Here is a 13,422-nt window from a genome sequence, read left to right as displayed (position 1 = left end):
GCGGAGCGCTTACTTGAATGTCCCGCTTTCATTTCTTGGTTTTGGAGACCTCTTGCGCCACCAGGTCGGCCAGCTGTTTGTGGCCAAAGCTGGGCAGCGGGCGCCCGTTGACGAAGAAGGTCGGCGTCTTCTCGACCTTGAGGGCGGTCAGGTCCTGCACGTCCTGTAGCACCACGGCGTCCAATGCAGGGGCTGCGATGTCCGCCCGCGCCCGTTGCATGTCCAGCCCCGCCTGTTCAGCTGCCTTGTAGGCCAACTCCAGGTTGGGATTTCCATGGTCCGCCCACTGCGGCTGTGCGGCCAGCACCGCTTCCAGCACGGCCAGGTACTTGTCCTGCCGCCGGGCCGATTCCAGTAGCTTGACCACCTGCTCCGAGCCTTGGTGGAAAGGCGCGTAGCGGATGACCAGCCGCACTTCGGTGGGGTACTGCTGCATCAATTCCTTGACCACCGGATAAAAGGCGCGGCAGGTCTCGCATGCGGGATCGAAGAACTCGACGATGGTCACGGGTGCCTCACGGGGCCCGATCACGGGGGAATGCATGCGGACCAGGCGTTCGGCTTGTCCTGCCACCTGCAGCTCCTGTGCACTTTGCACGCGGCTCTGGTACAGATTCACGCCGACAAGGAAGGCCACAAAGGCCATGCCCAGCACGAGGAAGATGATGAGTTTTCGGTGTTTCATTTGTCTGTTTTTCGCAGATAGAGGGAGAGCGAGACGGCGATGGCAATGAACGCCGCCAGTGAAAGCCAGGGCAACTCAATGCCGTAGAGGATGTCGAGCTTCTGATCGGCGCATGACACGCCGGCGCCGCAGGGGACCCAAGCCTTGGGCACCAGGCCTGCCGCCAAGAGGCTGTGGTAACCAGCCACGACCGCACCCGCCAGCGCCAGAGGCAAGGCATAGACAGCGCCCCGGCGGTCGTCGCTGTAAAAGGCCATTCCAAGAAGCAAGGCCAGCGGGAACATGGCAATGCGCTGGTACCAGCACAAGACGCAAGGAGCCATGCCCATGACTTCGCCGATGAACAACGCACTGCCGGTGGCGGACACAGCCAGCAGCCAGGCGATCAGGAGCAGCACCGAGGGTCGGCTCATCGACACCTCCTTGAACAACGGTTCTGGCAGGAGGCACCGATCAAGGCACAACTGCGTGTGTAGATTCCAGAGCCATTCGGCCCGACAGTGGAGGACATGGAAAGATCCCGAAGGCATGCAAATGAGGCCAGCACACGCTGTGCTGGCACGCTTGGCGGGGATCGGAGACGGTGGTGACCGATGCCCTGGTCAGGCCAGGGCGGGCCACTGCGGGCGTTCGGGGCGACTGGCGGACTCTGAAGACGGCCACCCGCGCGTGTCGGTGTGAAAGCGCCCCAGGGGAAAGGCCGGCAGTAGATCGCGTTGCGCCTGAAAGGCTTCGGTGCCCTGCAGATGGCAGGAACCACAGTCCACGCTGGGCGCTGCATCGCCAGCTCGGGTGGATTCATCCATTGCTCCGTCCCGCAGCTGGGCGTGCTCGCAGCAATGCATTGCCACTGGAGGCAAGGAGCCCGGTCCTTCATCTTTGCAGTACGCGCCCACTGCCGCCCAGCACAGTTGCAGCGGCAACAGTACCAAGAGGAAAACAAGCAGACGGGTGCGGGAGTGCATCCGGAAAATTGTAGTGGCATCCCAGGCGGAACGACCACTTTGGAGCGCCGGCCGATGCAATGCCCGGCAGTGTCGAATCGATCACACAGCCAGGCGCGACAACATAACAAACTTGTAATCCTGCGGTGCGCAAGCTGTCGGCATACGGTCAGCAAACTGTCACACGTGACTCGTCGGCTGGCTAGGCGTTGGTGCAGCTTCCGGGGCACGTGCATTCAAACCCAAGGAGATACACATGACACTGTCAAGATTCATCGGCGCCAACATCAATGTGGGCAAAGCCCAGTGTCAGCACATAAACAGTGTAGCAGTCAGCAGTATGCCAATTACCACGGGCTGCAAAGTGTCTGCTCTCGCCGCCGTCCCTGGTCAGCTGGTTGTTTATAGAAACTACAAGTGGTTGTCGGACAGAGCCGAAAAGCAGCAGCGCAACTTCTCCCCCAGCTCCTGTTGGACTCCGGTGTCTGACAAGCCCGTTGTTCCATCGCATGCGACCAGGTTTTGCCAACAAGAGTCAGGCCAATCCTCCAGATCGTCATCAAGAGCTATCCACTGCCGGGGTTTTCTGCGCTGAGCGTCCTCTTGAATTTGCACGCCCCGGGGGGTGGTGCGGAACATGGAAAGGTTCCAGGGATCCACGCCATGCACACGCCTGTGGTACGTCCCACCAATAAATCGAGCACGCAAGGAGACAGGAAGGCGTTTGAGGGTTGCGCGGTATCCGGGACGGATGCACCAGGTGCTGCTCAGTACCAAGGCAACGGCTGGGTAGGGTTCAAGCACCGACTCCAGGACAGAGATCCATTCGAACAAGGAATGTCCTGCAGCCTCATACGGACTCATGTGGATGCCTTTGCGGGGATGCCAGAGCACCTTCTCATGGTGGACAACACCATCGAGGTCCAGGTACAGAACGACGTCCGCGCTGCGTGGAGTGGACGCGGGGAGATAAGGGGAATTCTGGTTAGTGGACATAACCGTATGTCGGGATTCTGTTTGGTGGCAATTTGCCCAGCGGGGATGAAGGCAGGTCCAGATCGGACTCAGAACTTACCAACACCCTTCGTACACCTACGAAAACGCGCCGTACTGGGCCTGCAAGAGCAAGCTTCTCAGAACCTCCAGGCCACCGGGCTCATTTAGCACATCGAGAGGCCTCCGATCACCCAATGCCGGGACCACCCCCACGAGCCAGTGATCAAGCCAGGCCTGTGCGTCGAAACCAGTTGGGTCGCCAGACTCATCAACCATGCGCCGCACAAGCATAGTGAGAATAGCGATATGGTCTTCTAGGGCGGTGAGGGCAGAATTCGTGTCCACGAGTTATCGATCAGTCCCGTTAACAATGGCGTAGCGGCGTCGTCATTCTTGATGCCCGCGATCGTGTGCGCGCTTTCGCGCGTTTCTGCGTGTCCGAGTTGTGCGCTGCGCCACCCTGCGTAGCCTCAGACGCTCAGCCAGTCTTCGGCTGTACTTGATGCGAATGTCCTGCTCTGGATGGTGCATGAGCCACCAATGCCGCAGCTTCCAGACCACGAACGCTGCCACCAGCATTCCGACCATGACCCATACCAGCTTGCCTGGCACGCCACCAATTATGCGAACCAACATAGGCAAACCCGCTCTTTGGCGGTGACTGCGGCCCAGGCACGAACAGGGTAGACAAAGTCCCCCATTCGCGCCGCCATGGACGCAGATGTGCCGCACGGTGAACCCGTGCGGCAGCAACGCAGTCCGAGTTCAAATTGGTGCCTGGACATGTCGAATATTCAGAACACCCGGTGAACCCGGGCGCGTGCATGGCATGCGGCGCGCATGCCAGCGCTGGCGCAGCATCAATCTTCCTCCAGCCCCCAGACCAAATGGGCGTCGATCATCAGCCGGCCCTGCGCACGCAGGGCTTCGATGCGGGCCTGCTCGGCTGCCATGGTGGCATCCAGGCCTTGCTTACGGGCCAGCAGCAGGCCTTGTAAGTCCACCTCTCCAAGGCTGTAGGCACGCTGGGTCAAACGGGCGCTGCTCTGGGTCGCCGACAGCCCTTGCGAGGTCAGGCGCCAGCGCTCGAAGCTGCCCATGGCATCGATGTAGGTCTCAGCGACCTCCATCTCCATCTCGCGACGCTTGCCATCTAGCCGTGCGCGGGCGGCTTCCGCCTCCTGCAGGGCCTGCAGCATGCGTTCGTTGCGGTAGGTGCCGGCCAAGGGGATGCTGACACTCACGCCGTAGATGCGCTCGCTGCGCCTGGCCTCCGAAGCGACAAAGACCCCCACGGTGGGATCGGGCGTTCGGTCGGCTCGCATGCGGTCCGCTGACAGGGCGGCTTTGCGGGCCTGGCCTTCAGCAATGCGGATCGGGTCGCTCTCGGCCAGAATGCGCTCACGCCATTGTGCTTGCCCAGTCTCCAGCGGCCTGGGATCAACAGTGAGTTTCGGAAGCTCGGTGATCAGAGGAAACCGCGAGTTCAGCTTGGCATGGGCCTTTGCCTCGGCTGTCCCTGCAGCACTGAGCTGACGGTCCATCTCAACCAGATCGGTCGTGGCCAGGTTGACGTCCAGCACCGAGGCATCCCCCGCTTTGCGGCGGCTTTCCACGGCCTTGAGGCTTTCCTGTGCAAAGCCCCTTTGCTCACCGATCACCTCCTTGAGCCGGCGAGCGGCGATAACATCCATCCACAGGTCGGCAAGCGCCCTCGCGGACTCATGGATCGCTTCGCCCAATTTTGCCTGCGCAATTGCGATCTCTACTTCGCCGATGTCGCCGTCCAGCCTGGCTTTGCCGCCTATCCGCAAAGCACGCTCAAGGCCGGCCTCCCATTCGTTGGAGCGCCCGCCGGCGTCATACCGTCGGCTTTGCACGATGGCCCGGGTAGTCCACTCGTGCGAGCCGGACCGCAACGCCGCGGCGCCATGCCCAGCCGCGGCGAGGGCACGGCGCGCTTCGACTACGTAAGGGTCCTGGTCAATCGCCTGGCGGACCAGGGGTGTTGGCAGCAACTCGGGCGCGGAGTCGGTCACCCACGCACCGGCAGGTACGCTCAGAATCATCAGTACGGCCGTTCCCGCAATAGTAATCCACTGTTTCATTCCACTACCCCTTCAGCGCTCAGTTCATAAGCCCAGTAGCACAACCCCGTGCCCTTGAATTTCAGGTGCACCGTTACCAGCGTGTTGTTCAATTGCTCCTCCGTGACGATGAGCTGGATCTGCACGGAACTGCTGCGTCCCATGACCTGTTCCACCCCAGAAAGGCGGCCGTGCGGCGTGCCATGACTGAAGGTGGGGGTGCTCGTGAAGACCTGGTCTGACACAGCCGTCAGCAAAGCATCGAGCAGCTTCTCGGCAATATCCGGGCTGCATACCAGTGAAAGACAATGCTTAGGCATGTACGGCCTCCTGTGCAGGCGCTTCGTTTGGCCTCTTGGGATGGGCGAAGCGCAGGTAAAGAATCGGTAAGAGAATCAGCGTCAGCGCGGTGGCGGTGATGAGGCCTCCGATCACCACGATGGCCAGCGGCCGCTGGATCTCGGAGCCGGGGCCCGATGCGAACAACAAGGGGATGAGCCCAAACGCTGTAATCGCTGCGGTCATTAGCACCGGCCTCAGTCTTCGGCGTGAGCCCTGGGTCACGCACTCCACAAGCGACAAGCCTTCCGCATGCAGCTGATTGAAGTAGCTGACCAGCACCACGCCGTTGAGCACTGCGATGCCCAGCAGTGCAATGAAGCCCACGGATGCCGGCACTGAAAGGTACTCGCCCGTCAGCCACAACGCGAAAATGCCACCGACCAACGCGAACGGGATGTTGCTGAGCACCAGCAAGGCCTGTCGCACCGACCCGAAGGTGGAGAACAGCACCAGAAAGATCACTCCGAGCGACAGCGGAATCACCAGCGTCAGTCGTTCGGCCGCGCGCTGCTGGTTCTCGAACTGGCCGCCCCAGGCAATGCGGTAACCGGTGGGCAACTGCACTGCCTGACCGATCTTCGCCTTGGCTTCTTCGACGAAGCCGACCAGGTCGCGCCCCGTTACGTTGGCGATCACGACGCTGTAGCGGCTGCCCATCTCCCGGTCGATCTTGACTGGGCCGCTGTCGCGCTCCAGTTTCGCCAGCTCCTGAAGAGGTACGTTGACGCCGTCCGGCGTGGTGATCGTGAGGGCCGCGAACTCGGATGGCGAGATCTTCACGCCATCGGCTCCGCGCAGGACGATGGGAATGCGCTGGTTCCCGTCAATCACCGTGCCCGCGCGCTGGCCTTCGACCTGCACCCTGAGCGCGTCCTGGACATCCTCGATGGACAGGCCATAGCGCCCCACGGCCACGCGATCCACGATGACACGCAGGTACTGCACGCCATCGTTCTCCACGGTGTAAACGTCCTGGTTGCCCGGCACCTGCTTCATGAGGCCTTCGATCTGCCCAGCCAGCTCATTGAGTTTGTCCAGATCGGGGCCGAACACCTTGATGGCGATGTCGCCACGCACGCCGATGATCATCTCCGAGACGCGCATGTCGATGGGCTGCGTGAAGCTGTAGCTGATTCCGGGAAGCTGGTCCAGGACGCCGCGAATTTTCTCGATCAGCGCCTCCTTGTTCGCAACCTTCCATTCCGAACGTGGCTTGAGCACCAGGAAGGTATCGGTCTGGTTCAGGCCCATCGGGTCGAGCCCGATTTCGTCGGATCCCGCACGCGCCACCACGCCCGTGATCTCGGGAATGTCTTTCATCAGCGCCTGGTGGATCTTGAGGTCCAGCGCGGCCGTTTCTTCCAGACTCACCGAAGGAAGCTTCTCAATCCCCACGATGATGTCGCCCTCGTCCATCGGCGGCATGAAGGTCTTGCCCACGAACGAGTACACCACCGCAGCGGCCACCAGCATCAGGCATGCCACCACGTACACGACCCGCTCACGGCGCAACGCGAACGACAGCGTCGGCTCATAGGCCCTGAGCAACTGGCGCGGCAGCCATGGCTCGTGGTGGGCCACCTTGGTCAGCAAGAAGGAAGAAAGCACCGGAATGATGGTCAGCGACAGCACCAATGAGCTGGCCAGCGCAAAGACGATGGTCATGGCCACGGGAACGAAGAACTTGCCTTCCAGGCCTTGCAGCGTGAGCAGCGGCAGGAACACCAGCACGATGATCAGGATGCCCGCAGCAACCGGAGCCGCCACTTCACGCACGGCACGGAAAACGATATGCAGCCGGGGTAGCTTGCCCTTGGATTCGTCTGCGGCCTGGTGCTGAACGATGTTCTCGACCACTACGACGGCAGCGTCCACCAGCATGCCCAGCGCAATGGCGAGGCCCCCCAGGCTCATGAGATTGGCGGACATGCCGGCGGCACGCATCAGCAGGAAGGTGGCCAGCGCGGAGAGCGGAAGTACAACGGCGACCGACACGGCTGCCCGGATGTTCCCAAGGAATGCGCCCAGAAGCACCAGCACCAACGCGGTAGCCTCCAGCAGTGCGCGCGATACGGTGCCCACGGCCTTCTCGACCAACTGTGCGCGGTTGTAGAAGACCTTGAGCTCAACGCCTGCGGGCAGGGTCGGCTTGATCTCCTCGATCTTGCGGGTAACGCCTTCCACCACCTTTTGCGCGTTCGCACCGGCCAAGCCCAGCACAAGGCCCTGCACGGCCTCGGCCTTGCCGTCCATGGTCACCACACCATAGCGCGTGACGCTGCCGTCCCGCACCTGCGCCACGTCCTGCAGCCGTATGCTGCCATTCTTGTCGTACTTGACGACGATGGCCATCAGGTCGTCCTTGGTGCGGATGCTGCCTTCGCTGCGCACCAGCAGCACCTCGTCGCCTTCTCCAAGCCGGCCAGCGCCATCGTTGCGGTTGTTGGCCTCTATGGACGCCTTGATCTTCGCGGCGGACAGGCCAAGCGCGGACATTTTCACCGGGTCAAGGACCACCTCGAAACTGTGGACCTTTCCGCCCAGCGCGTTCACATCGGCGACGCCGGGGACCGAGCGCAGCGCGGGCCGGATCACCCAATCGAGCAGACTACGCCGCTCTTCCAGCGTCATGTTGGGGGCCTCGATGGTGAACATGAACATCTCGCCCAGCGGCGTCGTCACGGGGGCCATGCCGCCGGTGATGCCAGGCGGCAGGTCGGCGCTGATGTTGGCCAAGCGTTCGGACACTTGCTGGCGGGCCCAGTAGATGTCAGTCCCGTCCTCGAAATCGACGGTCACATCGACCAGGCCGTACTTGGTGACGGAGCGCAAGATGCGCTGTTTGGGGATGCCCAGCATCTCCACTTCGATCGGTATGGCCACGCGGCTTTCGATCTCTCCCGGCGTCATGCCGGGCGCTTTCATGATGATCTTCACCTGCGTGCTGGACACGTCGGGAAAGGCGTCGATGGGCAGGTTCTTGAAGGCGAACCAGCCCGCTCCAGCCAGGAGGGCCCCTGCCAGCAGCACGAAAAGCCGCTGTGCAAGGGCAAATTGAACGAGGCGTGTCAGCATCTCAGTTGCTCCCGCCCTTGCCTTGCCACGCCGCCTTGAGCGCGATCACGGACGCGGTAGCGATCTCCTGGCCAACCTGCAGCCCACCCGTCACGCGCATCGTCTGCCCGGCGCTGGCCAGCACGGTGACTGGCGTTGCCACGAAGCCCTTGTCCGTGCGCACGAAAACATAGGCCTTGTCTCCCTGGCGCACTACCGACTGCAGGGGAACTGACCAGCCTTCGCCAGCGCCAGCGAACGGTACCTGCACCTGCACGATCTCCCCGGGCCGAAGCTGCTCAGATCCCTTGGTGATCGCCGCCTTCAGGGTCAGTACCTGGTTGTCGCTGACCATAGGGCTCACGCTGAGCGCCTCGCCTTGCACTCCGGTTCGCCCCATCACAGTGATCGGGGCGCCCTTCACCGTTGTCACCTGGGCATTGCGGGCCGATGGAATCTGGATTTCCAACCCCAGCTTGCTGGTATTGGCGATGCGCAAAAGCATGTCCGCTTGCTGTACGCGCTGGCCAGGCTTGACGGACACGTCTCCCACCAGACCCGCAGCCTTGGCGCGAACGGTAATGGTCGACTCGACGTTGCCCCCTTCAGCAATGCTGCGGATCCGCCCGCTGTCCAGGCCCGCCAGCCGAAGCGCTGCCTCGGCCTGGCGCTTGCGCGCTGCGTCCTGTGCTGCGGTGGCTTCTGCCTCCTGCACACGCCTCTCGGGAATGATGCCTTCCGAGAAGAGCTGGCGCTCGCGCTGCAAGGCCTTTTGCGACAGCCGGCTGCTCGAATTGACCTCCATCAGCTTGAGTTGCAACTCGCCGAGCTCAGGGCTGATCAGGCGCATCAGCGGCTGTCCGGCCTTGACGGCATCGTTCTCGGCGACCAGCAACTGGTCGACCACGCCGGCCAGGGGGGCGCTGACTACCTGTTCCTGGCCTGGTGCCAGAACCACACGGGCGGAATAGGCCTGCCCCGACGAGTCGCCGGACTTTTCGAGGCGTTGCACTTGCACGCCCAGGGACTGCATCTGGGCGGCGCTGACGGGAAACTCGTCAGCCGCGAGGGCCGCCAGCGGCGCAGCGATCAGACAAGGGAAGACGAAAACGGCCAGGCGGCCAAGCGCCAGCCGGGAAAAACGGTACAGCATCGGAAAACTCCACAAACGACCACAGCCTTGGAACCAGGCGCGCGGTCAGGAAAAGCAAAAGAAAGGGCTTTTCAGGTGTGGAGCGGGGGCGCACGACCCCCTGGAGGCAGACTTCGGAAGGATGGGTAGATCGGCGCGACGTAGGTCGGCCAAACGTCCGGTTCCCGCACCTGACCGGAGTCGAAGACCTCGGCGAAGGCAAAGAACAGAGCGACCGGTTCGCTGGCGGTGCTCAGTTGGCCGGAAGCGGCCTGCAACTGCACGGCCATGGTGGCGTGAGCGAAGAGCGCCAGGTTGTCGCCATCGTCCACATGCAGCGCCTCGGCGCCGGCGCCATCCTGCATCGCACCGATCCAGGAACCGTCGATTCCTGAGTCGTGATGGTGCTGGTGCAGGGGCGAGGCAATCTGGTCCCAGGCCAGAACCAGCACCAGGAGCCACTTGGCAATCCACAATGCGCGCGCCAGCGAGACCGGGGACCGGCTCTTCTGGAGGGGGATTTGGCGCAGAGGGGTAGACATAAGGAGCCGTGTTTAGCAGCGGCAACCATTGTGCCCCAGCTGGTGAATTTTCGATCCTGCTTGCAGGACAAATATGTGGGGCCTGGACGCCTGCAGCACCTGCTCCCGCGTCTCGCCCGGCCACGCCATCGGAAAAACGCGCTGGCAGTTGGCATCACCACCCACTGATTTGCGCCCCTTCCCTCGCTTGCACGGGCGGCTACTGCGGCCAGCGCTGGTGCTCGTCATCAATGACATATGCATGAGAGTGTTTTCGCCCTCCGGTTTGCCCCGCCCCGGCAAGGTGCGGATGGTCTGGCGGCAGGTCATCGTGTGCATGCGACAGCTCAGAGGGCTCCCGGTCGGGCCATAGCCAGGCAGAAACGGCGATGGCGGCCACCGCGACGATCCCCAGCGATGCAAAGCTTGCGTCCACACCAAATCGGGCGCCCACCCATCCCGCCAGCGGGTAGGTGATGAGCCAGCAGGCGTGCGAGAGCGCAAACTGGGCGGCAAACAGCGCAGGCCGGTCTTCTTCGCTTGACGAGCGGCGCAACAGGCGCCCCGAGGGAGTCTGGGCCAGGGAGTAGCCCAGGCCCATCACAAACCACAGAGGCAGCAACACCTCGTACCGGTTCGCAAGCGCCCAACCGAGCATGAGACCCGCCGCGACCACCGATGCGCCGGCGAGCATGGCCGGACGTTCGCGCACGCGGTCGAGAAGCCGGGGCAACAGCAAGGCCATGATCATGGACCCGGCGCCAAAGCAAGCGAGCGCGATGGCAGTGGAGGTCTGCGTCATTCCCATCTGCGACTGCACCAGAACCACAGTGTTCACGATGACCATCGCGCTGCCTGCGGCCACGGCGAGATTGAGTGCAAGGAGCCCACGCAGGCGCGGCGTCGCCAGATAGATCCGCAGGCCCCGCGTAGTGCGCTCATAAATGCTGCGCTTTGGTGGCAGTTTGGCCTTCGGCAGCACGGCCGATATCACCAGGGCGGCCGATGCGATGAAGCCAACGACCGTGCCACCAAACAGGCTGTGGTAGCTCACGAAGGTCAGCAACAATGCCGCCAGGATAGGGCTGGCCAGCGATTCGAGGTCGTAGGCCAGTCGGGACAGTGAAAGCGCCTTCGTGTAGTCGTTCTCTTCGGGCAGCACGTCCGGAATGGTTGCCTGGAAGGTGGGCGTGAATGCGGCGGATGCAGACTGCAGCACGAAGATCAGCACGTATACCTGCCAGATCTGGGTCACGAATGGAAGCATGAGGGCCACGCCTGCCCGGATCAGATCGAGCGCAACCAGAACCGCGCGGCGGGGCAAGCGTTCTGCCATGGCCGACGCGACCGGCGCGACGCCGATATAAGCCAGCATCTTGATGGCGAGTGCCGTACCCAGCACCGCGCCCGCATTTGCTCCTGCCAGATCGAAGGCGAGCAGGCCGAGCGCCACGGTCGCCAGCCCAGTGCCGAGCAAGGCGATCACCTGCGCGAAGAACAGGTGCCGATAGGTTCTGTTTGCAAGCACTTCCAACATGGGGGACCTTTCTGGGGAAGTCGTTGGCCACCAATCCTCCAGCGAATCGGTGGAATGGAGAAATATTGACCGTATCGTATCCTGGGGGATAGGATATGGCATGACAGAGAAACACCTACATGCCAGTCATCCCGACGTGGTCAAGCGATTGAAGCGGGCCAACGGCCACTTGGCGAATGTCATCGCCATGATCGAGAGCCACCGGCCGTGCAACGAAATCGCCCAGCAGCTGCACGCGGTGGAACGCGCAATCAGCGCCGCCAAGAAGGTGGTGATCCATGACCATCTCGACAACTGCCTGGACCAGGTCGTGGGCGCAAGTGCAGCTTCCGCGCGGGCATCGATAGCCGAATTCAAGGATTTGACCAAGTACCTTTGATCCCGCGAGAACGCCTGGAAGATTTCACCCCTGAGGGTGTTTTCGTTCCAGGCATCCCCTGGGAGGGCCCCCGCATCTGCTGCAGGGGCGGCCATGCGTTACTGGCCAGTGAAGTTCGACGCTATGAAGTTGCCTGCCGGCGTGAAGAACATGTAGAGCGTTGCCTTGCTCTTGTCCTGTTCCGCGGGGTTGCTAAACGTCACACGCCATTCCTTGCCCTTTTTTCCGTCGACCATCTCGACCTTGTCGTGTTTCACGGCCTGCCACGGCTTGTTCAGCTTGCCGCTGCCTACCAGCGCGTCCCTGCGCTGATTGGCGCATCCCACCACAACCGTGTCGGTGGTGGGCTTGTTGCCATGGAAGTGGCAACTGCCCCCCTCGGAGGCTAGCGCGGGGGTCGCAAAGGTGAAGCCAGAGACGATGGTTGCGGCGGCGATCAGGTATTTCATGGTGCTGTCTTTCGGTTGGTAAAGCGGGTCAAAGGGTGTTGCGACTGTCATCAGTCGATTTCTGAATGTCCATGTCTTCATGGACGTGCTGGTGCTCGGCGGCGGGGAATCGGAAACTGTCTGGATCGACGTCATGCTGGTAGCCGTGCAACTGCATGAAAAGCAGGTACACCCCGGCATAGAAAAGTCCCAGGTTGGCCATGTAGCTGAACCGCTTGAATGACGGTCGATGGCGCCACAGTGCGAGCAAGGCAACCATGCCGGTGAGAGCCGCGATCTGGCCCAGCTCCACGCCCAGGTTGAAGCTGAGGATACGAAGCAGCATGGAGCCGCTGTCGTCGCCCAGCGGCAACTGCTGCAAGCGCGTTGACAGCCCGAAACCATGCAGCAGGCCGAATCCGAACACTGCTGCAAGAAGGTTCGGCGACTTGATATCAAAGTGCTTCTGGAACCCGCCGTTGTTGTCGAACGCCTTGTACATCACGCTCAGCGCGATGATGGCGTCGATCAGGTAGTAGTTCCAGGTGATCTTGAAATACGTGGCGAAGATCAGCGTGATGCAGTGCCCGATCGTGAACACGGTGACGAATTTCGCTACGTCCTTGAAGGACGAGAGAAAAAACACCACCCCGAAGAGAAAGAGCAAGTGGTCGTAGCCCGTGAGCATGTGGCTTGCGCCAAGACCGATGTACTGAAGATAGCCACCGTCCAGCATGCGCTGTCGATCCTCCTCGGAGATGCCATGCGCGACGGCCACCAGGGGAATCAACAGGAGCAAGGCCGGAGCGAGCCGCTTCAACCAGAGCGGTAGGTTCATGAAGTGCCTTCCAAAATATGAGCGAACGAGTGCCCGATGTCGCGCGTTGCCGCGACATTGAAAAGGCCCAGGCGAACGCAAGCGGGCGCGCTGCGCCTGATGCCATTGGGCGAAAGAAGTCAGGGAGGGAATGGATGAACGCTCAGCGCGCCTTCATGCGCGGCAGACGTTCACGCTCAGGCGAGCGCTGTGGGAGGGCGTAAAAGCCCGTCCAAGGAGGGAGGGATGTACCGCTGCAATATGAGCGCGGCAGGGCTTGCAGGGGGAAGGCTGGGAACTTTCAACGAGGCACTAGGCAACAGACCGGCCGGGGTGACCCCCGTGTCTGCGTGCTCGTGGCTGTCGAGCCCACCAGATGCCTCCACATGCGCTGAGAGATCCTCGTGGTGGTGATGGTCGACATCCTGGGTATGGACCACCATGTGGGCCATCTGGTCCGCGCGCTGTGCTACCGCAAATGGAGTGACCATGCCGATGGA

At 62.1% G+C, this 13,422-nt stretch carries 13 protein-coding genes; 1 reads left to right on the top strand and 12 read right to left on the bottom strand.

Going from position 1 to position 13,422, the window contains the following annotated elements; translation table 11 throughout:
- Positions 1–28: 28 nt before the first annotated feature.
- The 10 genes from C8C94_RS05895 to C8C94_RS05840 all read right to left on the bottom strand — a co-directional run bounded on the left by C8C94_RS05895 (position 29) and on the right by C8C94_RS05840 (position 11,298).
- Positions 29–685, bottom strand: a complete 657-nt coding sequence (locus tag C8C94_RS05895) for a thioredoxin domain-containing protein (protein WP_121420064.1) — start codon at positions 683–685, stop codon at positions 29–31.
- Positions 682–1,098 carry a disulfide bond formation protein B gene (locus C8C94_RS05890; protein ID WP_057267842.1) on the bottom strand — a complete coding sequence of 139 codons (417 nt, stop codon included), beginning with the start codon at positions 1,096–1,098 and terminating at the stop codon, positions 682–684. Before C8C94_RS05890 ends, C8C94_RS05895 begins: the two co-directional genes overlap by 4 nt.
- A gap of 189 nt (positions 1,099–1,287) precedes the next feature.
- Positions 1,288–1,491 (bottom strand): hypothetical protein, encoded by a 204-nt coding sequence (locus C8C94_RS05885; protein ID WP_121420063.1) that lies wholly within the window; start codon positions 1,489–1,491, stop codon positions 1,288–1,290.
- A 549-nt stretch (positions 1,492–2,040) separates the two neighbouring features.
- Entirely contained in the window at positions 2,041–2,625 is a 585-nt protein-coding gene (locus tag C8C94_RS05880; protein ID WP_121420062.1) for an HAD domain-containing protein, read from the bottom strand.
- 860 nt (positions 2,626–3,485) lie between these two features.
- The gene (locus C8C94_RS05865; protein WP_121420060.1) at positions 3,486–4,733 is read right to left on the bottom strand and encodes a TolC family protein; all 1,248 of its coding nucleotides are present in this window, start codon (positions 4,731–4,733) and stop codon (positions 3,486–3,488) included.
- Positions 4,730–5,032, bottom strand: a complete 303-nt coding sequence (locus C8C94_RS05860) for a DUF3240 family protein (RefSeq protein WP_121420059.1) — start codon at positions 5,030–5,032, stop codon at positions 4,730–4,732. Before C8C94_RS05860 ends, C8C94_RS05865 begins: the two co-directional genes overlap by 4 nt.
- Entirely contained in the window at positions 5,025–8,129 is a 3,105-nt protein-coding gene (locus C8C94_RS05855) for an efflux RND transporter permease subunit (protein ID WP_121420058.1), read from the bottom strand. The genes C8C94_RS05860 and C8C94_RS05855 overlap by 8 nt, the downstream gene beginning before the upstream one ends.
- 1 nt (position 8,130) lies before the next feature.
- Positions 8,131–9,261, bottom strand: coding sequence for an efflux RND transporter periplasmic adaptor subunit (locus C8C94_RS05850; protein WP_121420057.1), 1,131 nt, complete (start codon positions 9,259–9,261; stop codon positions 8,131–8,133).
- Between the two features lie 71 nt (positions 9,262–9,332).
- Positions 9,333–9,782 (bottom strand): hypothetical protein, encoded by a 450-nt coding sequence (locus C8C94_RS05845; RefSeq protein ID WP_121420056.1) that lies wholly within the window; start codon positions 9,780–9,782, stop codon positions 9,333–9,335.
- A 199-nt stretch (positions 9,783–9,981) separates the two neighbouring features.
- The gene (locus C8C94_RS05840) at positions 9,982–11,298 is read right to left on the bottom strand and encodes an MFS transporter (protein ID WP_121420055.1); all 1,317 of its coding nucleotides are present in this window, start codon (positions 11,296–11,298) and stop codon (positions 9,982–9,984) included.
- Between the two features lie 100 nt (positions 11,299–11,398).
- Between C8C94_RS05840 and C8C94_RS05835 the strand changes: the two genes are divergently transcribed.
- The gene (locus C8C94_RS05835) at positions 11,399–11,677 is read left to right on the top strand and encodes a metal-sensing transcriptional repressor (protein ID WP_121420054.1); all 279 of its coding nucleotides are present in this window, start codon (positions 11,399–11,401) and stop codon (positions 11,675–11,677) included.
- Positions 11,678–11,775: 98 nt separating this feature from the next.
- On the opposite strand, the gene C8C94_RS05830 is transcribed toward C8C94_RS05835, so the two are convergent.
- Together C8C94_RS05830 and C8C94_RS05825 are read right to left on the bottom strand one after the other, a co-directional pair.
- Positions 11,776–12,126: a DUF6488 family protein gene (locus tag C8C94_RS05830; protein WP_121420053.1), complete on the bottom strand. Its 351-nt coding sequence runs from the start codon at positions 12,124–12,126 to the stop codon at positions 11,776–11,778.
- Positions 12,127–12,154: 28 nt separating this feature from the next.
- Complete coding sequence (locus C8C94_RS05825; RefSeq protein ID WP_121420052.1) at positions 12,155–12,943, bottom strand: HupE/UreJ family protein; 789 nt, start codon at positions 12,941–12,943, stop codon at positions 12,155–12,157.
- Positions 12,944–13,422: the final 479 nt, after the last annotated feature.

Source organism: Acidovorax sp. 94 (genome assembly GCF_003634645.1).
GTDB classification, from domain to species: domain Bacteria; phylum Pseudomonadota; class Gammaproteobacteria; order Burkholderiales; family Burkholderiaceae_C; genus Acidovorax; species Acidovorax facilis.
The sequence above is the reverse complement of the archived record's forward strand: the minus strand, read 5'-3'. Positions and strand labels throughout refer to the sequence as shown.